Source organism: Actinoalloteichus sp. GBA129-24, assembly GCF_001941645.1.
In the GTDB taxonomy this organism is placed as follows: domain Bacteria; phylum Actinomycetota; class Actinomycetes; order Mycobacteriales; family Pseudonocardiaceae; genus Actinoalloteichus_A; species Actinoalloteichus_A fjordicus.
On record NZ_CP016077.1, the window covers coordinates 3,427,057 to 3,450,229 of the forward strand.

Consider the following 23,173-nt stretch of genomic DNA (forward strand, 5'->3'; position numbering starts at 1 on the left):
TCAGCGAGCGTAATGAGCCAGTTCCGGGGGTACCGGCGTCGACACACCTCCGTCCGCCGATCGGGTGTTTCCGGTGTGCCAGAACAGGTAGGTGCCGTCGTCGGTGGTGTCGGCGTCGGCGAGGAGTCGGGCGAGAGCCTTGGCCCCGTAGCACTCGTCGACGGCGATGCCTGCCGTGTCGTGGAGCAGGCGGGCGGCGTGTTCGGACCGGGGGTCGGGCCGACCGTAGGGCGCGGCGGAGTGGCCGTCGACGTGTCGGAGGTGTTCTGGTCGGACGGCGTGCTCCTCGGCGCCGATCAGGGCGGCCGTCTCTCTGGCGCGGCCCAGCAGGCCTGCTCCGGTGACGGAGGGGTCGCCGACGACGTCGACGGCGGTCACCTCGAACGGCATCTCGGCGGTGGCCAGTCCGGTGGCCAGTCCGGCGGCGATGCCTGCGGCGGTGAGGGTGGAGGCGGCAGGCAGGTAGACCCGCAGCGGGGTGGGCAGGGCCAGTGCGCGGGCCTGGTCGGCGAGTTCTCGGCCTGCCAGGGCGTGAGCGATTCCGGCGACGGGGGCTGCGCCGCCGAAGGGGATGACGAAGGGGCGTTCGCCTCGGTCGAGGAGTTCGTCGACGGCGGCCTGGTGGCGTGGGCGGGACGGGTGCACCGACACCCCGGTGGGCACGGGGTGCAGGCGGGCGCCCGCGTTCAGTGCCAGTTGCAGGTTCCGGCGTACGAGCGGGCCGGGTTCCTGGGGCAGGACCAGTGCGGTGACGGCGAGGCCGAGTCGGGCGGCGTGCAGGGCGGTGGCGGCGATGTGGTTGGAGCCGACGGTTCCTGCGGTGAGCACGGTGGTGGCGTCGGCCTGCGTGGCGGCGCCGAGGACGAACTCCAGTGCCCTGGTCTTGCAGCCGCCGAAGATCGACGAGTTCTCGTCGTCGCGTTTGAGGTGGATTCGGCGGCGGCACAGCCCTGCGAGCGGTTGGATGCGGGTCGGTGTGGTGGTCAGTGCGACGCGGGGCGGTGCGGCGGGCTCGGTCAAGCCGAGTCTCCGGCGGCCTGGCGCAGCGCCTCGCGCAGGCTGCGGGGTCGCATGTCGGTCCAGTGTTCGTCGATCCAGTCCAGGCACTGCTGTTTCGGGCCTCGGGTGCCGACGGTGTGCCAGCCTGCCGGGACGTCTCGGTCGGCGGGCCAGATCGAGTACTGCTCCTCGTCATTGATCACGACGTCGAATTCGGCGGATTTTTCATTGTCTCCCAGCACTTGAAATACCTCCACGCAGTTTTTTGGGGACATGTTAGCGAGGGGTCTTTTCATTTCGTTATCGTTGCCAGGGGCTTCTTTTGGTGGTTATTCTCGCGGCGTGGTGATCACCCGGGGGGCGGAGCGTTTCGGATTTCCCCGGATGCGGGGACTGGGCAGGTTGGCGATCACGGCGGGTGTGGACAGTCTCGGCAGTGGTCTGTTTCTTCCGTTCACCATTCCGTACTTCCTGGCCGTCACCGATCTGGGGCTGGTGGCCGTCGGTGCGGCGTTGTCGGTGGCCGCGCTCGCGGGGGTGCCTGCCGGTGTGCTGACGGGTCCGTTGGTGGACCGGTTCGGTGCGACTGCGGTGATCGTCGGCTGCAACGTGCTGCGGTGTGTCGGCTTCCTGTCCTATCTGTGGGTGGACACGCCGTGGCAGTTGATGCTGGCGGCGGCGATGATCTACTGGGCCGACGGGGCGTGGCTGCCTGCGCAGGGGACGATGGTGGTGGCCCTGGTGGGGCTGGAGCAGCAGCCGCGTTGGTTCGCGTTGATCCGGTCCACGCGCAATGCGGCGCTGGGGTTGGGCGGGATCGTCGCGGCGTCGGTGGTCGGGTTCGGTGACATCGGTTATCACGCGTTGGCGGTGTCCAATGCGGTCAGTTATGTGCTCGTGGCGGTGCTCATCGGCACCTGGCCGAAGGCGCGAGCGTTGGCGGGCAGGCGGGCGGCGGTGGCGCGGCCGAGGGCGACCGGCGGCTACCGGCGGGTCCTGCGGGATCGGCCGTTCATGCTGCTGGTGGTGGCCAACGGGTTCTTCGTGGTCGCGGTGTACGCGATCATCCTGTTGGTGCCCGCCTATGTCGGGTTGACGTTGCCGGGGTATGCGTGGCTGCCGGGGGCGTTGTACACGGTCAACACGGTGCTGGTGGTGGTGGCGCAGCCGCCGGTGGTCCGGTGGACCGAGAAGCGGGCCGAGACGGGGGTGCTGCGGCTGGCGGCGGTGGTGTGGGCGTTGGCGTTCGTCGTGTTGGCGACCTCGGCGTTGTTGCCGCCGCTGCCTGCGCTGGTGGCGTTGTTCCTGGGTGTGGTGGTGTTCACGGTGGCGGAGTTGTTGTTCGCACCGACCAGTTCCGCGTTCGCCGCGCGGTTGGCTCCGCCGGACATGCGGGGCCGGTATCTCGGGGTGCATCAGATGTCCTGGGGGATGGCCATGGTGGTGGCTCCGGTGTTGTTCACCGGTCTGTTGGCGCAGGGGACGGTGTGGCCGTGGCCGGTGCTCGTCGGCTGTTGCGCGGTGGCGTGGCTGGCGGTGGGCGGGGCGCGGGCCTCGCGGGTGGCTGCGGCGGCGGCGCGGGTGTGAGCGGTGTGTGTCAGGTGCCTGCTTGGCGGGCGTGGTCGGTGATGAACTCGGCGAGGCGGTCCAGCCCGAGGTCGATCTCGTCGGGGGTGAGCAGGCTGACCGACAGGCGCAGGTGCGGCATCGCGGTGCCGTCGCCGTAGAAGTGGTGCATCGGGGTCCACAGCACGCGGTGCTCGCGGGCGGAGCGCTCCAGCAGTGCGTCGTCCACGGGGAAGGGCACGGTCACGACGATGAAGAAGCCGCCTGCGGGGCTGTTCCAGCGCACGCCCAGCCGGTGTGCGTCGGGGAGTCGGGCGGCGAGGCCGTCGAGGACCTGTTCGCGGTTGCGGCGGTAGACCTCGATCTCGCGGGTGTTGGCCTTGACGAGGCTGTGTCCGTGTTCCAGGAGCAGGCCGCCGATCACGGCCTGGGCGATCGGCGGGGTGTTGACGGTGATCATGCTCTTGAGTCGGGAGAGCTGGTCGGCCAGTGGGATGGTGTGTCCGTCGCCGACGTCAACGGGCTGGTCGGCGACGGCGTAGCCGATGCGGGCGCCGGGGAATCCGGTCTTGGCGTAGGAGCCGAGGGACACCACGCGGTCGCCGCCGAGGGCCTTCAGTGTGGGTGGGCGGTCGTCGGTGGAGCCGAACAGGCGGTAGGGGTTGTCCTCGAGGATCAGGAGGTCTTCGTCGGCGGCCACGCGCAGCAGTTCCGAGCGGAGTCGGCGGTCGAGGGTGGCGCCGGAGGGGTTGGCGAAGTCGGGGACCACGTAGAGGGCTCTGGGGCGCAGGCCTGCGGCGCGGGCGCGGCGCGCGGCGGCCGTGAGGTCGTCGAGGTCCACGCCTGCGGGGCCGTCGCGTACGGGGAGCACTGGCATCTCGACGAGGCGGGCGGCCCCGGTGATGCCGACGTACACCGGGGACACGGCCAGCAGGACGTCGTGTGGGTCGGCGCGCAGGGCGCGCAGGACGAGCAGCATGGCCTCCTGCGCGCCGACGGTGACCACGATGGACTCCGGGTCGACGTGGACTGCCTCGTCCTCGGCCAGGTTGCGGGCGATCAGGTCGTGGATGATGCCCTTGGTGCGGCCGTACTGGAACAGTGTTCGGCGTGCTCCTGCGGCGTCCATTCCCTGGTCCTCGACGAGGTGTCGGTGGAAGGTGCGCAGGTATCGGTGCAGGTCCTCGACGTCGAAGAACTCCTCGTAGGGCCGTCCCGGGGCGAAGGACACGGCTTCCGGGTAGCGGTGGGCGACCTCGTTGAGGAACTCCATGGCGGCCAGCACCGGGTCGGCCAGCGAGCCGTGCAGGTCGGTCAGGCGCAGCGGGTCCATCGGCGTTCCCCTCCGGGCGGGCACGGCGTCGGGGTCTGGTGTTCGGGTGCGGCTAGCGGGGCGTCTTGGCCAGTTCTGCCTCGACCGCCGCGTAGAGGGCCTTGATGTTGCCGGTGCCGAAGGTGCGTGCGCCTGCTCGTTCGATCACTTCGAGGAAGAAGGTGCCTCGGGGGTGCGTGGACCGGGCGAAGATCTGGTAGAGCTTACCGCCCTGGTCCTCGTCGACGAGGATGTCCAGTTCGCCGAGTTCGGCCACGGAGTAGCGGGTGAGTTCGATGCGGTCGGCGAGGGCGTCGTAGTAGGCGCCGGGGGTGGTGAGGAAGTCGACGCCTCGGTCGCGCAGGGCGCGGATGGAGCCGGTGATGTCGTCGGTGATCAGCGCGATGTGCTGCACTCCTGCGCCGCCGTGGTTCTTGATGAAGTCGTCGATCTGGCCGGGGCTGCGGGAGGTGTCGGGCTCGATGAGGGTGAGGGTGACGGCGCTGGAGGCGCTCTGCACGACCTGGGAGTTCATCGACTGTGCGCCGACGACGATCTTCTCTTCGAAGATCATCGTGAAGTCGAGGACGTCTTCGTAGAATTTCACGGTGTCCGTCAGCTGTCCTGGTTCGAGGCAGACGGCGAAGTGGTCGAGGCCGTGGACGCCGGTTTCGGCGGGCGGCGCGTCCTCGGTCGTGGGTGCGGCGGTGGTGGGGCGCTGCACGAAGGTGTGGACGACGTCGCCGAAGCCCATGATGGCGGCGACGACCGCGTCGCCGTCCTCGGTGGGTGCGGCCACCGGGCGGGCTCCTCTGCGTACGGCTTCGGCGAATGCGGCGCGTGCGTTGGGGACGCCCAGGGCGATGTCGGCGACGCCGTCGCCGTGGACCCTGACGTAGGCGGCTGCGGGGTGGTCCCCGGTCACGGCCTCGGTGAACACCAGGCTGATGCCGCCTGCGCCGCCCACGGTGGCCGAGCGCACCGTGGTGTCCTCGGTGGTGTCGAGCACGGCCAGGCCGTACTTGTCGGCGAGTTCCGCCGCGGCCTGGTGCGCGTCGCCGACGTGGAACACCACGTGGTCGACGGTCATGTCCTGGAACGCGCCGCCTGCCTGTGCCGCCATTGCCAACCCCTCCGGTCGGGAAATCCATGCTCATGCGAGCAGTATTTATAGCGGGCGGTCTTATCATTCGGTTTTTCGTCGGCGGTCGCGGTCGATAAGGAACTGATAATCGGTGTTCCTAGCCTGGACCGACTATGGCGGACAGCAGGCGGGACTGGGAGTGCGGGGCCCGAGTCGAGAACGGTCCGGGCCGGTTATGGCGGCTGATCGCCGCGGCGTCGACTGCGGGCGGCGATCGGGTGGCCGTCGTGTGCGGGCGGCGCCGCCTGTCCTATGCGGAGCTGACTGCCCGGTCTGCGGCGCTCGCGCGTCGACTGCGGGCGGTCGGGGTCGGCCCGGAGCGGCCGGTGGCGGTGCTGGTCGAGGACGGCCTGGACCGGGTGGTGGCCTGTCTGGCGGTCTTCCGGGCTGGTGGTGTCTACCTTCCCCTCGATCCGGGGTGGCCTGCGGGCAGGCGGGCGGCGGTGCTGGCCGATGCGCGTCCGGTGGTGACCGTCAGCTCCGCCGGGGTGTTCGAGGAGGTCGCCGGGCCGGTCCTGTCCGTCGACGGCGAGGCCGAGGGGACCGGCGGAGTCGAGGCGGGCGACGGGGTGTCCGGGGCGGTGGGGTGGCCGGACCCGGTGCCGGGGCTGGCCGCGTATCTGACGTACACCTCCGGTTCGACCGGCAGGCCCAAGGGTGTGCTGCTCACCCATGGTGCGTTGGCGAATCGGATGCTGTGGTGGCAGGACGTCTATCCGCTGTTCTCGCAGGACGTGGTGTTGGCGACGGCGTCGCCGGGTTTCGACATCGCGGTGTGGGAGCTGCTCGCCGGGCTGGTGGTCGGGGCGCGGTTGGTGATCGCCGAGCATCGGCGGCACGGGATCGTGCCGTATCTCCCGGAGTTGATGGCCGCCGAGGGGGTCACTGTCGCGCATCTGGTGCCGTCGGTGCTGGACGAGCTGGTGGCGGGCTCGGCTGACGGTGAGCGGCTGGGTCTGCGGCTGACGGTGTGCGGCGGGGAGCGGGTGCCGCCGTCGTTGCGGGATCGGTTGCTGGCCCGTTCGGACACTCGGCTGGTGCACGCCTACGGGCCGACGGAGGCCACGATCACGGTGGTGCACGACGAGGCCGGGGCCGGTGCGGCGGCGGATCGGCTGCCGTTGGGCAGGCCGATGCATAACTGTGCGGTGGCCGTCGTGGATGCCGACGGCCTGCGGGTTCCGGTGGGGGTGGCCGGGGAGCTGCTGGTGGGCGGCGTCCCGTTGGCGCGCGGGTATCTGGGCGGGGCGGCGGCCACGGCGGTCCGGTTCCTGCCGGACTGGCTCGGGCTGGACCCGGCGGGCGGCGGGCGGGTGTATCGCACCGGGGATCGGGTGCGGTGGCTGGCCGACGGTCGGCTCGAGTTCCTGGGGCGGGTGGACGAGGAGTTCAAGGTTCGCGGGCATCGGGTGGACCCGGCCGAGGTCGAGTCCCTGCTGCATCGGCATCCGGCGGTCGGCCGGGCGGTCGTGCGGCAGGTGGACGGCCGGGTCGTGGCCTACCTCCAGGGCAGCGGCGGCGCGGAGCCCGCCGGGCTGCGGGCCCATCTGGTCGACGTGCTGCCCGAGGCGGTGATCCCCACGCGGTGGGTGTTCGTGGAGCGGTTCCCGACGACGTCGACGGGCAAGATCGATCACGCGGCCCTGCCCGCTGCGTCGGCGGGCGTGGGCGTGCCGACCGACGAGGCAGGCACCGAGGTCGAGCGGGAGCTGGCCGCGTTGTGGTCGGGCCTGCTCGGGGTGGACTCGGTGGGGGTCGCCGACGACTTCTTCGCGTTGGGCGGGCATTCGCTGATCGCCGCGCGGATCGTGGCGGCGGTGTGGCGTGGGCGGCGGGTGCGGTTGTCGATGGCCGACGTGCTGGCGGCCAGGACCGTGGCGGTCTTGGCCCGTCGCGTGGTGGAGCTGTCGGCCGGGCAGGCCGGGGCCGGGCCGTCGGTCGCCGAGACGGGCGAGCAGGCCGGGGCGGCGGCTGCCGTGCCCGCCGAGCTGCCGTTGTCGCCGGGTCAGGCGCGGATCTTGTTCGAGGAGGAGTTCCTCGGCGGCCCCGGCCTGTTCACCGTGTCCGTTCCGACGCGATGGCGGGGGCCGGTGAGCGAGGCGGCGCTGCGTGCGGCGTTGGACGGCCTGGTGCGGCGACATCCGGTGCTGCGCAGCGTGCCCTCGGTCGACGACGGTCCGCCTCGACTGTCGGTGGCCGACGCCGCATCGGTGCCGTTCCGCGTCGAGGACCTGCGCCCGCTCGATGCGGCGGCGCGCGAGCGGCGGGTGGCGGCGGCCACCGACGAGGCGATGGCCGAGCCGTTCGACCTGCGCAGGCCGCCGTTGCTGCGGGCGAGGCTGCTGCGACTGGCCGAGGAGGAGCACCTGTTCCTGCTCGTGCTGCATCACATCGTCATCGATCGCTGGTCGATGCGGGTGGTGGCCGAGGAGCTGCGGGAGTTGTACGCCGCCGCTCTCGACGGCCGGGCGCCCCAGCTCGCCGCGCCCGCGAATCCGGCGGTGCTGACCAGCGTCGACGCCTCAGTCCGCGCAGAGCGGGACCTGGCGTACTGGCGGCGCAGCCTCGACGGTGCGGTGTGGGACGTCGATCTTACGGTGGGGCCGCGTCGCCGCGTGGACCACGGGCACCGGGCCGGGCGGGTGGTGCGGGTGCTGTCGCCCGAGCAGACCGCCGCGCTGAGTGCGGTGTGCGCCGCGCGCGGCGTGACGCCGTTCATGGTCCTGCTGGCGGCGTTCCAGGTGCTGCTGCACCGGTTCTCCGACGCGCAGGACGTGGTGGTGGCGGCGCCGATGGCCGACCGGGATCTGCCGGGCGCCGAGGCGGTGGTGACCATGCTGGTGAACACCGTTCCGCTGCGGGTCGATCTGCGGGGTGCGCCGCGTTTCGGCGAGGTGCTGGAGCAGTGTCGTGCGGCGGTGCCCGCGGCGTATGCGCATCAGGCGGTGCCGGTGGAGCGGTTGGCCGGTGCGCTGGGCAGGCGGCGTGACGCCGGGCATCACCCGTTGATGCGGCACATGGTGGTGTGGGAGGACTCGCTCGGCACGGCGGTGGAGCTGCCGGGGGTGGTGGCGGAGCCGCTGCGCCCGCCGTCGCGTCTCACGGCCTTCGACCTGACGCTGATCGCGCGCGCCCTGCCCGACGGCGTCGACCTGGAGTTGGAGTTCAACCACGACGTGCTCGACGGTCCGGCCGCCGAGGTGTTGGCCGACGGGTTCACGGCGTTGCTGGCCGACGTCCTCGCCGACCCCGACCTGCGGATCGGTGCGGCGCGGCTGACCACCGTGGCGGCGGCGCCGGTCCTGGCGGGGCCTGTCGAGCCGCCCGCGACCGACGTGCCGGGGCTGTTGCGTGCGGTCGCCGGCCGCACCCCGGGCGCGGCGGCCGTGGTGGACGGGTCGACGGTGGTGGACTACGCGGAGTTGGTGCGGCACGCCGACGTGGTGGCGGCGCGGATCGGCGCGGCGGGCGGCCGTCGTGGGGACGTGGTCGGGGTGTGTCTGCCTCGGTCGGTCGACCTGGTGGCGGCGCTGTCGGGGGTGTTGGCGGCGGGGTGCGCGTTCCTGCCGTTGTCGCCGGATGATCCGGATGATCGGCTGCGCGGGCAGCTGGCGATCAGCGGCGCGCGGCTGGTGGTGAGCGCCGACGTCGACCGGTTCGCTCGGCTGGGCGTCGTGGCCGTGGACCCCGGTTCGGCCGGTGATCCGGGTGGACCGGGGCCTGCGCCGCAGCCTGCCGAGGCCGCCTACGTCCTCTTCACCTCCGGGTCGACTGGTGAGCCCAAGGGTGTCGTGGTGGAGCATCGTGCGTTGGCTGATCACGTGCGGTGGGCGGTGCGCGAGTACGGGCTCTCCCCCGCCGATCGGGTCTTGCAGTTCTGCGCGGTCACCTTCGACGTGCTGGTGGAGGAGGTGTTCCCCACCCTGGTCGCGGGTGCGACGGTGGTGTTGCGCGACGAGGCGTCGGCCGGGTCGGTGCAGGCGTTGCTGCAGCGGTGCGCGCGGCACGGGGTGACGGTGGCGAATCTGCCCACCGGCTATTGGGAACGACTCGTCGACGCCCTGAACGACGAGGGCGGGCTGGTGCTGCCGTCGTCGCTGCGGCTGATGGTGATCGGCGGGCAGCAGGTCGAGCCCGACGCGGTGGCGCACTGGCACCGACGTGCGGGCGGGGTGCGGCTGGTGAACGCCTACGGGCCGACCGAGGTCACGATCGGCGCCACCGCCGCGGATCTGGTGCCCGGCGGCGGGACGCCGATCGGGGTGCCGACGGCGAACACGCGGGCCTACCTGTTGGACCGGTATCTGATGCCGGTGCCGGACGGGGTGGTGGCGGAGCTGTATCTCGCGGGCGCGGGGTTGGCGCGGGGCTACGCGCGCCGCGGTGGGTTGACCGCCGAGCGGTTTCTGCCGGACCCGTTCGTCGGGGACGGGCAGCGGATGTATCGCACCGGCGACCTGGCGCGACGCGACGGCGGGGCGCTGCACTTCGTGAGTCGCACCGACCGGCAGGTCAAGCTGCGCGGCTTCCGGATCGAGCTGGACGAGGTGGAGACCGTCCTGGCCGGGCATCCCTCGGTGGTCGAGTCGGCGGTGGTGGTGCGCGGGGACGTCCTCATCGCGCACGTGGCCGCACCGGCCGGGGTGGAGTCGGCGGCGGTGCGGGCGTATGCGGCGGGCGTGCTGCCTGCGTTCATGGTTCCTGCGGTGGTGGCGGTGACCTCGGCGCTGCCGAGGACGGCGGCGGGCAAGATCGACCGGGCCGGGCTGGTCTCGCTCGACGTCGGCCCGGAGCCCGACGAGGGTTACCGCGAGCCGAGGACCGACCGGGAGCGGGCGGCGGCTGCGGTGTGGGCCGAGGCGTTGGGGGTGGCTCGGGTCGGGTTGGGCGACAGCTTCTTCGCCCTGGGCGGGCATTCGCTGCTGGCGATGGACCTGGTGCGGCGGATGCGCGGTCTGGGCTATCCGGAGCTGCGGATGCCGGATCTGTTCGCCAACCCCACCATCGAGGGTCTGGCGCCGTGGGCGGTCGACGAGCCCGCCACGACCGACGGCGAACCCGCCGCTGCCGCCGTCGTCGTCGACACGGCGCCGCTGTCGTGGGCGCAGCTGGCGATCTGGGCGCAGGCCACCACCGCAGGCGGCAGCACCTTCCACCTGCCGGTGGTGCTGCGGTTGTCCGGGCCGCTGTCGGTGCAGACACTGCGCGCGGCGACCGCGGCGCTGACCGACCGGCACGACCTGCTGCGCAGCGTGCTCGCCGAGGACCAGGACGGGCCGAGGTGGCGACCGGCCGGTCACACCCATGCGCTGCGCGTGCTCGACGCGGACGACGCCGACCCCGACGGGCAGCTCCGTGCTCTGATCGCCGAGCCCTTCGATCTCGCGGCCGCACCGCCCGTGCGCTGGATTCTGCTGCGGCGGGGAACGACCGAGCACGTGCTGGTGATCGTGCTGCACCACATCGCCGGGGACGGCTGGTCGGCCCGCGTCCTGGTGCGTGAGCTGGCCGAGCTGTATGCGGCCCGCGTCGAGCAGCGCCCGGCGGTGCTGCCCGCCGCCGCGAGCTTCCTGATCTCGGCTGCGGCCGACCGGGCCGCGCCGACCGACGACGCGGGGCTCGCGTTCTGGGCCGAGGCGCTGCGCGGGGCACCGGAACGCCTGGACCTGCCTGCGGCGCGGAAGCCGGACACGCCCCGCGACCCCGGCCGACACACCGTGCGCGTGCCGCTGCCCGCGTCGGCCGCCGCCGCGCTGGTCGCGTTGAGTCGACGGGAGGACACCACGCTCTTCATCACCGTGCTGGCCGGGGTGCAGGCGTGGCTGGCTCGGTGCTGCGGGCAGCCCGACGTCGTGGTGGGGACGCCGGTGGCCGACCGTGCAGACGAGGCCACGGCCGGGATGGTCGGCCCGTTGGTGTCGGTGCTGCCGATCCGGGTGGCGGTGGAGTCGGGCGGCTCGTTCACCGCGCACCTCGCGCGCACTCGTGCCGCCGTGCACGCCGCGTTCCAGCACGGCGCGGTCCCGACTCAGCAGATCGTGCGGCAGCTGGGGCGCAGCGGGCGCGGCCTCAGCCAGGTGGTGTTCGATCTCGACGACGACGCCGCCCAGGAGACCACGGCCTTCGCCGACGTCACGGCGCGGACGGTGCCGCAGACCCCGACGTTGGGGGCGTTCGACCTGGAGATCACCGCGCGCACCACGGTCGACGGGATGGACGTCGAGCTGCGTGGCGCCGCCGACCTGCTGAGTCACACCGGGATCGCCCACCTCGCCTCGGCGTTGGCGCACCTGCTCGGCGGGGTGGCCGAGCAGCCCGACGCCGCCGTGGCCGGTCTCGATCTGCTGGGCGACCGGGAACGGCACCGGCTGCTGGTGGAGCCCAACCGGCAGACCATGCCGGAGCGGCCCGCGGAGGTCCTCGGCCTCGTCACCGGCTGGGCCGTCCGCACACCGGATGCGACGGCGGTGACCACGTCGACCGGGTCGCTGACCTATCGGGAGCTCGACGCGCTGTCCGACGGGGTGGCCGCGTGGCTGCGGGAGCGTGACCTGCCGGTGGAGGGGCCGGTGGCCACCCGACTCGGGCGGTGCCTGCAGCTGCCCGCCGTCGTCCTGGGCATCTGGAAGGCGGGCGGGGTGTACGTCCCGCTGGACCCGGAACAGCCCACCGAGCGGCATCGACGAATCCTCGCCGACTGTCGGGCGCACGCGGTGATCGCCGACCAGGCCGACCCGGTCTTCGGGGACACGGCGTGCCTGGTGCTCGCCGAACTGCGCCCGGCCGACCCCGGTCCGGTGCGTCGACCCGAGCCCGACCAGCTCGCCTACGTGACCTACACGTCCGGGTCGACCGGGGCACCCAAGGGCGTGCAGTGCACTCACCGGGGACTGGCCAACCAGCTGGCGTGGTCGCGGCAGACATATCCGCTGCGGCCCGGTGACGCCGGGGCACAGGTCGCCGCCGTCGGTTTCGACATCTCGCTGTGGGAGCTGTTTCATCCGCTGGCCTGCGGCGGCAGGCTGGTGGTGCTCGACCAGGACCGGCACGGGGACGTGGCCGCGATCGCGGAGCTGGTGGCCGCCCAGCGGGTGGTCGTGCTGCATCTGGTGCCCACACTGCTGGAGCACTACCTGCGGGAGCGGCCCGCCGGGTCGCTGCGGCACGTGCTGTGCGGCGGGGAGCGCCTCTCCCCCGGCCTGCCCGCGCGGTTCGCGGCGCGGCTGCCCGCGGCGCTGCATCACACCTACGGGCCGACCGAGACCGCCATCATCGCCACGCACTGGCGCAGCCCGGGCGGGGTCGAACCCGGCCGGGTGTCGTTGGGGCGGCCGCTGCCGAATGCGCGGGTGTACGTGCTGGACGCGTTCGGGCAGCCGGTGCCTGCGGGGGTGGTCGGTGAGCTGGTGATCGGCGGCGAGGTGCTGGCTCGCGGGTACCTCGGGAATCCGGCGGCCACGGCGGACCGGTTCGTCCCGGACCCGTTCGCCGACATCCCCGGTGCCCGTGCCTACCGCACCGGCGACCTCGCCCGCTACCACCCCGAGGGCGGGCTGGAGTTCGTCGGCCGGGCGGACCGGCAGGTGAAGATCGCCGGGGTGCGGGTCGAGCCGCACGAGGTGGAGTCCGCCCTCGTCGCGACGCCGGGCGTGGCCGCGTGCGCGGTGCTGCCGTACCGGGACGACGGCGACGGCGAGGACGGCGACGGCGGCGACGGCGAGGACGGCGACGGCGTGGTGAGTCTGGTGGGCTATCTGGTCGCCGAGGACCCGACGGCCGATGCCGATGCGCTCAGTGCGCAGGTGCGCCGGGCGCTGCGGGAGCGGCTGCCTCGCGCGATGGTGCCCGCCCACCTGGTGGTGCTGGCCGAGTTGCCGATCGGCGTCACCGGGAAACTGGACGTGGCGGCCCTGCCCGCTCCGGTCCCGGCCGCGGCCCCGGCGACCGGCGAGGTCGTCGCGCCGGGCAGCGACGTCGAGCGTGCCCTGGCCGCCATCTGGTCGCAGGTGCTGCCGGTGGCCGCCGGTCGGGCGATCGGTGTCGGCGACAACTTCTTCGACCTCGGCGGCGACTCGGTCAGCGCGATCCGGGTGGCGGCCAGGGCCCGCGCGGCCGGGCTGCGGGTGGAGCTGGGGCAGGTGCTGCGGGCGGCGACCCTGGCGGACCTGGCCGTCGCGGTGGTCCCGATCGACCCGGCCGCCGATGCCGCCGCGCCGCTGTCGGCGGCCGCCGACGGCAGGCTGTGGCTCACCCCGGCGCAGCGCCGGTTCCTGGCCGGGGCGGCCCGCGAGACCGGACACTTCAACCAGGCCGTGCTGACCGAGCCGACCGAACGGATCGACCCTGCGCGACTGCGGGCGGCGTTACGCGCGGTGGCCGCCCACCACGATGCGTTCCGACTGCGCGCGGTGTGGGACGACGGACGATGGCAGGACCACGCCGTCCTGGCGTCGGCGGCCGACGCACTGGCCACGGTGCTGGTGGCCGACGCTCCTGTCGTCGCGGCGGACGTCGAGGAGTGGGCCCGACCGGTCCACGCGGCCGTGGACGTCGAGCACGGACCGACGTTGGCCGCGCTGGTCGGCGAGCGGGCCGAGGGCGGGCAGGTGGTGTTGCTGGTCGCCCACCACCTCGCGATCGACACCGCGTCCTGGGAGACGGTGCTGTCCGATCTGGACAGCGCCTACCGGCAGGTGTCGCGGGACGTGCCGGTGGCCCTGCCCGTCCCGGTGACGCCGTTCGCGGACTTCGCCCGGGCCCAGCCCGTACTCGCCGCGCGCGTGGACACCCCCGCCCAGCGTGAGCACTGGCGGCGCGGGCTCGCCGACCTGCCTCGGCTGCCGCTGCTGCCCGTGCTGCCTGCGGCGACCGGGGAGGACGACGACACCGCGCCCGTGCTGCTTCTGCTGGGCGCGGCGGACACCGAGGCGCTGCTGGCGGCGACCGCTGCCCACCGCATTCGGGTGGACGAGGTCCTGCTGGCCGGGGTGGCCCGCGTCGCCGCCCGGTGGACGGGAGACCGGCGGGTCGCGGTCCTACGGGAGACGCACGGTCGGTCGGGGCCGTCGGACTGGCCGGATCTGACCGGCACCGTCGGCTGGCTCACCGGGGTGTATCCGGTGTCGGTCGAGCTGCCTTCCGAGGATCCGCTGGCCGCGCTGCGGGCGGTGCGCGCGGCGCTGGCTGAGGTGCCCGACGGCGGGGTGGGCTACGGCCTGCTGCGCGCCGATGCCGGGCCGGAGCCGGACCTGGTGGTCAATCACCTGGGCTCCACGACGGGGCGTCCGGGTGCCGGGCTGTTCGCCCGTGCCGAGCGACAGATGATCGGCGCCTACGCCGCCGCCGAGCACGCCTCGGTGCGCGGAGTGGAGGTGATCTCGGGTCTGGACGACCGGGGCCTGTGGGTGGAGTGGCTGCACGACCCGCAGCGGTTCCCCCGCACGGCGGTGCGCGGGCTCGCCGAACAGTTGCGGATTGAGCTGATCGCGCTGGTCGCGGCCTTGGCCGGGCCGTTCGGCATTGCCGCGGTGCCCGCCGACTTCCCCGCCGTCGCCCTGCCCGCCGCCGACCTGCGGGCGGTGCTCACCGCCCGCACCGGCAGTCGCACGGTGCTGCCGCTGTCCCCGGCGCAGCAGGGCATGGTGGCCTGGCACCTCGCCCGCCCCGGCTCGGTCGCCTATCACACGCAGATCCTGTTCGAGGTCGACGGCGCGGTGGATCAGAGGGCGCTGCGCGCGGCCTGGCAGCAGGTGGTGGAGCACACCGACGTGTTCCGGGCTGCGTTTCCCAGCGCGGGCCTCGACGAGCCGGTGCAGGTGATCGGCGCGAGCCCGCCGGTGGACTGGCGCGTCCACACCGGGACCGAGGCGGATCTGGACGTCGTGCTGGCGGCCGACCGGTCCGAGCCCTTCGCCCTGGCCGAACCGGGTCCGCAGCGGTGGCACTGGATCGACGGCGGCGCCCGAGGGCGGTGGCTGTTGTGGAGCCACCACCACATCCTGCTCGACGGCTGGAGCCTGCCGCTGGTGCTCGCCGACGTCGCCGAGGCCTATGCCGCCCGGGTCGCCGGGCGCAGGTGGGTGCCGCCGCGCAGGCCCGGCTACGACGCCTACCTCGCCTGGCTGTCCACTCAGGACGAACAGGCCGGAGCGCGGTTCTGGCGGGACGCGCTGGCCTCGGCCGAGCCCACCCGTCTCGGGCGGGCAGGCGCTGTCGGCGCGACGTCCTCGGCGGCGCTGGTCACCGCCGATCTGCCGCCTGCGGCGACCCGGGCACTGACCCGCCTGGCCGAACGCAGCAGGGCCACCCTGCACTCGGTGGTGCTGGCCGCGTGGTCACTGCTGCTGCGCGGCCGCTGTGCCAGCCGGGACCTGCTGTTCGGGGTGGTGATGTCGCTGCGGCCGGAGGAGGTGCCCGGGTCGGAACGGCTCATCGGGCTGTGCCTGAACACCGTGCCGCTGCGGGTGCGCATCGACGACGACGCCGAACTGCCCGCGCTGTTCCACCAGGTGCAGCGCAGCCTGGTGGACGGCTACCAGCACGCCGCGCATCCCCTGGGCCGCATTCGAGCCTGGGCCGGGGCGTCGGACGCGTTGTTCGACTCCATCGTCGTCTTCGAGAACTACCCCGGCGACCGCACCGGAGCGGCCCTCGGCGAGCACGGCGCGCTGCGGGTGGTCCGCGCGGTGGAGAGCACCGAGTTCGCCGTGTCCCTGACGGTGCTGCCGGGCGATCGACTGACCTTCGAGCTGACCCATCAGACCGACGCGCTGACCTCGGCCGAGGCGACCGGCCTCGTCCGGCGCCTGGCCCGCCTGCTGGAGCGGATCGCCGACAGCGGCGACCCCGACGGAAGAGAGAACCCGTGACGCTGCGCGTGCGCGACCTGTTCGCCGACGACGCCGACGAGACCACCGCGCAGGTGGCCGAGTGGAACGACACCGCCCGCGACCGCCCCACCGACGTGGGCGTCCACCACCTGGTGCGGCGGCAGGCGGCCGAACACGGCGCGCGTCCTGCCGTCACCTTCGACGGGTCGACGGTGACCTACGCACAGCTGGACGCGGCGGCCGCCGCACTGGCAGGCAGGCTGATCGGGCTGGGCGTGCGGCCCGGCGACGTGGTGGCCGTCGCGATGCCCCCGTCGGCCGACCGGATCACCGCCGTGCTCGGCGTGCTCTACGCGGGCGCGGCCTACCTGCCGCTGGATCCGGAACTGCCCGCCCGGCGACTGGAGTTCCTGCTCGCCGACGCGGACGCGAGCGCGCTGATCATCGACACGGCCGCGCGGGCCGGACAGCTCCGGCACGACGGCCCGGTCCTGTCCTTCGACGCCCCCTCGCCCGACCCCGAGCCCACCGGCGCGACGACGACGGAGCAGGCGGCGTTCCCCGGCGCCGACCTGGTGGCGTACGTCATCTACACCTCCGGCTCCACCGGCCGCCCCAAGGGCGTGGCGGTGAATCACCGCAGCCTGGTCAACCGACTGCTCTGGATGCGCGACCGCTACCAGGTCGGCCCCGAGGACGTGATCCTGCACAAGACCTCCTTCAGCTTCGACGTGTCGGTGTGGGAGCAGCTGCTGCCGCTGATCAGCGGCGCCCGCCTGGTGGTCACCCCGGAGGCCACGAGACGAGACTCCGGGGCGCTGGTGACGCTCATTCGCGACGAGTCCGTGACGATGCTGCACTTCGTGCCGTCGCTGCTGCCCGCCTTCCTCGACGTGGCGGGCGTGGTCCAGGCCGCGACGCTGCGGGTGGCGATCTCCAGTGGTGAGGCACTGCCCAAGCCGATGGCGGCCGAGTTTGCGCGCACCCTCCCGCACTGCGCGCTGCACAACCTCTACGGACCCACCGAGGCCACCATCGACGTCACCCACTGGGCGGTCGACGCCGCCGACGAACGGCCGTTCGTGCCCATCGGCACCCCGATCGACAACACCTCCGTCCACGTGCTCGACGACGACCTCACGCCGCTGCCGGTCGGCTCGGAGGGCGAGCTGTGCATCGGCGGACGCGCCGTCGCCGTCGGCTACCTCGGCCGAGGGTCGTTGACGGCGGAGCGGTTCGTGCCCGATCCGTTCGGCGACCCCGGCGACCGCCTCTACCGCACCGGAGACCGGGCCCGCTTCGGGCCCGACGGCGCCGTGGAGTACCTGGGCAGGCGGGACGGACAGGTCAAGCTGCGCGGCTACCGCATCGAACTGGGCGAGATCGAGTCCGCGCTGCTGGAGTCCGACCTGGTCGGTCAGGCCGCGGTGGTGCTGCGGGGCGTCGACGGGGCCCGGCGGCTGGTCGGGTTCGTCTCCGGCCGCCCCGAGACGGCAGCCGAGCGGGAGCAGGCCGCCGCCCAGGTGCTGGCCACGGTGGCGGCCGCTCTGCCCGCGTACCAGGTGCCCGCCGAACTGGTCTGGCTGGACACCCTGCCGCTGACCACCTCGGGCAAGATCGACCGGGCGGCCCTGCCCGAGGTGACCGTGCAGCGGTCCGCTGCGGCGCCCGAGACGCCCACCGAACAGGCCATCGCGAGCCTGTGGGCCGAGTTGATCGGCGCCGGGGAACCCGGTCTGGACGACGACTTCTTCCGCTCCGGCGGCGACTCGGTGTCCAGCATGCGGCTGGCCGCTCGCGCCCAGCGCGAGGGCATCCGCCTGGAGGTCGCCACGATCTTCACCGACCGCACCGTCCGAGGCATGGCCGCCTCGGCGGACCGGGCCGCGTCGACGCCCGCCGTCGAGTCGCCGTCGGACGCGGCGGGCGCGGACGCGCTGACGGCGGGCATCGACGAGGCACAGCTGGCGTCGGTGCGCGACCGGCCCGGTGTCGTCGACGTCTACCCGCTGGCGCCCATGCAGGCCGGGATGCTGTTCCGAGGGCTGTACTGGCCCGACTCCGACGCCTACTTCAACCAGAACGTGCTGGAGCTGGTGGGCGGAGTCGACGAGGCCGCGCTGCACGAGGCGTGGCGGCGGGTCGCCGACCGGTACGAGATCCTGCGCACCGGCTTCGTCTGGGAGGAACTGGCCGAACCGCTGCAGTACGTGCGCTCCGACGTCCAGCCGCCGTGGACGACGCTGGACTGGTCGCAGGAGAGCCCCGACCGGCACGCCGAGCTGTTGGAACGGCTGTTGGCGGACGACCGCGCGGCCGGTCTGGGCCTGGACGCCTGCCCCCTGTACCGGCTCACCCTGGTGCGTCGAGGCGACCAGGGCCACTACCTACTGTGGAGTCATCACCACATCCTGCTCGACGGCTGGTGCCTGTCGCTGATCTGGGGCGACATGTTCCGCATCTACGAGGACCTCGTGCAGGGTCGGGAACCACAGCTTTCGCCGTGCAGGCCCTACCGGGACTACGTGGGCTGGATCCGGGCGAAGACCGCGCAGGGCGACGAACCGGAACGGTTCTGGCGGGAGTACCTGGCCGAGTTGTCGCCCGTCCCGTTCTCCGAGGCGCCCTCCGACCGGGAGGGTCTGTTCCACACGATCGTCCACGAGTTCACCGAGTCGCTGACCGAGCTGGTCGCCGAGGCCTCCCGCCGCTACGGCGTCACCTCCAACGCGATCACTCAGGCCGCGTGGAGCATGCTGCTGGCCCTGCGATCCGGCGCCGAGGACGTCGTGCACGGCCTGACCATCGCGGGCCGCCCGCCGGAGCTGGCCGGGTCCGAGCTGATGGTCGGGCTGTTCATCAACACGATCCCGCTGCGCATCCGGCTCGACCCGGACCGGACGGTGACCGAACTGCTGGACGCCATCCACCGTGACCTCGCCATCACCTCCGCGCAGGGCCATGTCCCGTTGGCCCAGATCAAGTCGTGGGCGGGCGGCACCCGGCTCTCCGGCGGTCGGGTCTTCGACAGCCTGGTGGCCTTCGAGAACTACCCCGAGGACAACCTGCCCGGCGACGACGAGCTGAGCATCCAGGTCATCGACCTGCACGCCCAGGAGAAGACCGAATATCCCATCGGGCTGATCGTGCTCCCGCTGGAGAAGCTGGCCTTCCACTTCAACTACGACACCACGCACTTCACCGCCGCCGAGGTCGACCGGCTGATCGCGACCTTCCAGCTGCTGATGGAGCAGCTCTGCACCCGCCCGAGCGCCCGACTGCGCGAACTGGACGTCACCCCCGCCGCCGACCGGGAGCTGCTGGCGGACTGGAACTCCACCACGACGGACGAACCGGACGCGGCGACCCTGCTCGCCCTGTTCACCCGCAGCCTCGCCGCCGCCCCGCACGCCCCGGCCGTGGTGGAGGGCGACACGGTGGTGAGCTACACCGACCTGAACGCCCGCGCCGCCGCTCTGGCCGGACGTCTCGCCGAGGCCGGGGTGGCGCGCGGCGACCTGGTGGCCCTCTGCCTGCCGAGGTCGACGGCGTTCGTCACGGCCCTGCTGGCCGTCCACCGGCACGGCGCGGTGCCGGTCCTGCTCGACCCGGACCACCCGACCGCCCGACAGCACACGATCGCCGCCGACGCCGGGGTGGCCGCCGTCCTCACCAGCGGCGACCCGGCCGGGTTCGCCGCCTGGCCGGTGATCCACCCCGACGGCACGGTCACGGCACCGACCGGCCCGCCGAGCCGCACCCGAGGCGTCGCCGACCCGGACCGCGACGCCTGCCTGGTCTACACCTCCGGTTCCACCGGCACCCCCAAGGGCGTCCTGGCACCCCAGGCCGGGCTGGTCAACCGGATCGTGTGGTCCGGCACGGCGTTTCCCACCGAGCAGCCGCCACGGGTGTCGGCCACGGCGGGCACCGCGTTCGACATCGCGCTGTGGGAGGTGTTCTTCCCGCTGGCCCACGGCGGCACCGTCGTCATCGTTCCGCACGAGGTCGTGCTCGACGCGGACCGGCTCGCGGAGCTGCTGCGCGCCGAGAAGGTGTCGGTCGCCCACCTGCTGCCCACCCTCCTCGCCGCGTTCCTCGACGGCCCCGAGGCCGCGCACTGCACCGGGCTGCGCCACGTGCTCTCCGGCGGCGAGGCCGTGAGCCCCGCCCTGGTCCGGGCGTTCGCCTACTCGGGCCTGGACGCGCTCCTGCACCAGGCCTACGGCCCGGCCGAGGCCTCCATCAGCGTCACCCACCACACCTGCACGCCCGAGGACGGCCTCGGCGATCGGGTGCCGATCGGACGGCCGATCGACAACACCACCGTGCACGTGGTCGATGCGCACCTGCGGGAGGTGCCCGTCGGGTGCGTCGGTGAACTGGCGACCGCCGGGATCGCCGTGGGCGCGGGATACCTCGGCGACGCCGACCTCACCGCCCGACGATTCCCCGCCAACCCCTTCGGCGAGGGCAGGCTCTACCTCACCGGCGACCGCGCGCGATGGCGAACGGACGGGACGCTGGAGTTCCTCGGTCGAGACGACCGGCAGGTGAAGGTGCGCGGCCACCGCGTCGAACCCGCCGAGATCGACCGCACCGCCGAGGAACACCCCACCGTGCGGCACGCCGTCACGGTCGTCCACGACGGCGCACTGACCACGTTCGCCGTGCCCCGCGCCGGAGCCGCGCTCGACCCCGGTGCACTGCGCCGCCTGCTGGTCGAACGCCTGCCGGACTGGATGATCGGCGGAATCACCGTGCTCGACGCCCTGCCGGTGACCGGCAACGGCAAGGTCGACCAGCGCAGGCTGACCGAGCTCGCGGGCGCCGCGGACGCGCAAGCCGGGGCGGAGGCGTCCCGGCCGCCGACCACCGAGTTGGAACAGCTGATCGCCCGCTGCTGGGAAGAGGTGCTCGGCGTCAGCGGCATCGGCGCGCACGACGACTTCTTCGACCTCGGCGGCCACTCGCTGCTCGTGGTGCGGCTGTTGCGGGTCCTGCGCGAGAACCTGCCCGCCGGGATGCGCTGCGACGTACCCCAGATCCTTAAGGCGGGCACCGTCGCCGGGCTCGCCGAGCAGCTCCTCGGCCCGGTCGCCGGGTCGGGCTCCCAGCACGTGCACACTCTCAACCCGGACGCGACCGGCGGGGCGCTGTTCCTCGTGCATCCCGGCGAGGGCCTCGCGCTGCCCTACCACGGGCTGGCGCCACTGCTGCCCGAGTGGCGGCTGCACGTGCTCTCCGATCCCCGGTTCGGGCAGCCGGACCACCGCTTCGGCACCCTCGCCGAGATGGCCACCCGCTACGTCGAATGGGTGCGCACCCTCGAACCCGAAGGGCCGTACCACCTCGGCGGCTGGTCCTTCGGCGGCGTGGTCGCCCTGGAGATGGCCCGACAGATGCAGGCACACGGGGACGTGGTCACCGACGTCCTGCTCATCGACAGCCATAACCTCAACGCCACCGCGCCGACCGGCGATCCCCGCGAGGGCATCCGAGCGCGGCTGGTCGAGCTGGGCGTGGACGCCGACTCTCCCGAGGGCGTCGACCTCGCCGACGAACTGGAGCACAACGGCGGCCTCGCCGCCCGCTACCCGCAGCCCGCCTACCCGGACCGGGTATCGCTGCTGTCGGTCGACGCCGGCGACCGCGACGCCGCCCGCCCACACGGCTGGGATCGGGCTTTGTTCCCCGGTCTGGTCGTCACGACCGTGCCCGGCGACCACGAGCGGCTCTTCGACACCGATCACCTGCCCGACACGGCTGCCGCCGTCCGCGACGCACTGGGGGAGAACCGATGACGACCCTGCCTGCGACGAGCCTGTCGGAGACCGCCCGCCGTTCGCCTGAACGCGCGGTGGAGACCTACGTCGAGGGCAGGCCGTACGACCTGTTCTATCTGTCGTCCGCCGGACGGCGGCTGGTGGGCCGCAAGACCGAGGCCGCCTATCCCGGCCCGGATCTCGGCGACGGACCGGTCGAGCGGCTCAAGGGCTGCCTGGTCGAGCCGGGGATGCTGCTGGGCATCGTCGAACGGGAGCAGGTGGCCGAGGACCACGTCGCGGTCTTCCATCGGCCGCTGGACGAGGCGGAGAAGGCGGCGCTGTTCGCCGAGGCCGCCGCCGATCCCCTGACCGACCTGTACTACCCCTTCGCGCAGCTCGGCGACCGAGTCCGCGAGGCCGCCGCGACCGAGGAGGGCGGGTGGGAGGTCACCGAGGAGTTCGTCGCCGAACTCGACCACGCCGAGTCGGTCCTGCGGGACTACGTGCCGCAGCGACTCGCCGAGCTGGGATTCCTCGGCGGCATCGCCTACGACGCCGCCTGCTCGACGGGGGCGTTCCTGTCGGCCGTCGGCCGCCGCTTCCCCGACGTCCGCACCGTCGGTCAGGACCTCAGCGCGGCGATGGTCGAGCACGCCCGGTCTCGGGTGGACGAGGTCCACTGTGGCGACAGCATCCGCCCCGCGATCCCGGCGGGCAGCGCGGACCTGGTGGTGTGCCGCCATCTCAACGCCTTCGTCGTCGGCACCGACCAGGCCCACGACCTGTTGGCGGCGGCGGTGAGCCGCTGCCGAGACGGCGGGCTGATCGTGCTGCTCGGCCACACCCCGATCCTGATCAGCACCCAGTGGTGTGAGATGGCCGGACTGGAGGTGGTGCAGCGCTCGGCGGCCACCCCGTCCGGTCATGCGCTGTTCCAGTGCTACGTGCTGCGCAAGGGAGGGAGTCGGGATGGGTGACGAGCCGCCCGCCGACCACGCGAGCCTGCTTCCCCGCCTGGCCGCTGAGCGAGTGGTCTTACGGGCGTTCCGGCCGGCGGACGCGGCGGCGTTGGCCGCCTACCGCTCCGATCCGGCGGTGGCCCGCTACCAGGCCTGGGACACGCCCCTGTCGGAGGAGCAGGCGGCCGAGTCCATCGCGGGCCGCGCCCGCGCCGACCCGGACCAGCCGGGCTGGACGCCCTACGCCGTCGCACTCGACGGCGTCCTGATCGGCGACGTCGGTGTGAACCTGCACGACAACCGAATGCAGGCCGACATCGGGTTCACGCTCGCCTCGGCGTTCCACGGGCGCGGCTACGCCACCGAGGCGGTCGGGCGCGTCCTGGACCACCTGTTCCTGGACCGGGGGCTGCACCGGGTCTCCGCCGAGTGCGATCCCCGGAACGACGCCTCCGTGCGGCTGCTCGACCGCCTCGGCTTTCGCCGCGAAGGTCTCCGGCGAGCCAACACGTGGTTGCGCGGCGAATGGGCCGACGACCTGCTCTTCGGCCTGCTGGCTGCCGACTACCGCGCCGCGCGGGGGTGAGCGGCGAGCA

9 protein-coding genes are annotated in these 23,173 nt (G+C 73.1%); 5 read left to right on the forward strand and 4 right to left on the reverse strand.

All coding sequences use genetic code 11. The annotated features are described in order from the left end of the window. Together UA75_RS15390 and UA75_RS15395 are read right to left on the reverse strand one after the other, a co-directional pair. Entirely contained in the window at positions 1 to 1,020 is a 1,020-nt protein-coding gene (locus UA75_RS15390; protein ID WP_232237770.1) for a 1-aminocyclopropane-1-carboxylate deaminase/D-cysteine desulfhydrase, read from the reverse strand. Continuing rightward, positions 1,017 to 1,241, reverse strand: a complete 225-nt coding sequence (locus UA75_RS15395; RefSeq protein ID WP_232237844.1) for an MbtH family protein — start codon at positions 1,239 to 1,241, stop codon at positions 1,017 to 1,019. The genes UA75_RS15390 and UA75_RS15395 overlap by 4 nt, the downstream gene beginning before the upstream one ends. Positions 1,242 to 1,341: 100 nt before the next feature. Here UA75_RS15395 and UA75_RS15400 point away from each other — a divergent pair, with 100 nt between their 5' ends. Then, positions 1,342 to 2,586 (forward strand): MFS transporter, encoded by a 1,245-nt coding sequence (locus tag UA75_RS15400; RefSeq protein ID WP_075740838.1) that lies wholly within the window; start codon positions 1,342 to 1,344, stop codon positions 2,584 to 2,586. Between the two features lie 10 nt (positions 2,587 to 2,596). Here the strand turns inward: UA75_RS15400 and UA75_RS15405 are convergent, their stop codons facing one another. Both UA75_RS15405 and hppD read right to left on the reverse strand, forming a co-directional pair. Next, positions 2,597 to 3,898: a PLP-dependent aminotransferase family protein gene (locus UA75_RS15405; protein ID WP_075740839.1), complete on the reverse strand. Its 1,302-nt coding sequence runs from the start codon at positions 3,896 to 3,898 to the stop codon at positions 2,597 to 2,599. A 52-nt stretch (positions 3,899 to 3,950) separates the two neighbouring features. Beyond that, on the reverse strand, positions 3,951 to 5,000 hold the full coding sequence (gene hppD / locus UA75_RS15410) for a 4-hydroxyphenylpyruvate dioxygenase (protein WP_075740840.1): 1,050 nt from the start codon (positions 4,998 to 5,000) through the stop codon (positions 3,951 to 3,953). A gap of 134 nt (positions 5,001 to 5,134) precedes the next feature. On the opposite strand from hppD, the gene UA75_RS15415 reads away from it, so the two are divergent. From UA75_RS15415 to UA75_RS15430, 4 genes are read left to right on the forward strand one after another with little or no spacing between them, the layout of a single operon-like run. After that, positions 5,135 to 15,889 carry a non-ribosomal peptide synthetase gene (locus UA75_RS15415; RefSeq protein ID WP_075740841.1) on the forward strand — a complete coding sequence of 3,585 codons (10,755 nt, stop codon included), beginning with the start codon at positions 5,135 to 5,137 and terminating at the stop codon, positions 15,887 to 15,889. Beyond that, positions 15,886 to 21,654 carry a non-ribosomal peptide synthetase gene (locus tag UA75_RS15420; RefSeq protein ID WP_075740842.1) on the forward strand — a complete coding sequence of 1,923 codons (5,769 nt, stop codon included), beginning with the start codon at positions 15,886 to 15,888 and terminating at the stop codon, positions 21,652 to 21,654. Before UA75_RS15415 ends, UA75_RS15420 begins: the two co-directional genes overlap by 4 nt. Further along, on the forward strand, positions 21,651 to 22,595 hold the full coding sequence (locus UA75_RS15425; RefSeq protein WP_075740843.1) for a class I SAM-dependent methyltransferase: 945 nt from the start codon (positions 21,651 to 21,653) through the stop codon (positions 22,593 to 22,595). The genes UA75_RS15420 and UA75_RS15425 overlap by 4 nt, the downstream gene beginning before the upstream one ends. Continuing rightward, positions 22,588 to 23,163, forward strand: a complete 576-nt coding sequence (locus tag UA75_RS15430; RefSeq protein WP_075740844.1) for a GNAT family N-acetyltransferase — start codon at positions 22,588 to 22,590, stop codon at positions 23,161 to 23,163. The genes UA75_RS15425 and UA75_RS15430 overlap by 8 nt, the downstream gene beginning before the upstream one ends. Positions 23,164 to 23,173: the final 10 nt, after the last annotated feature.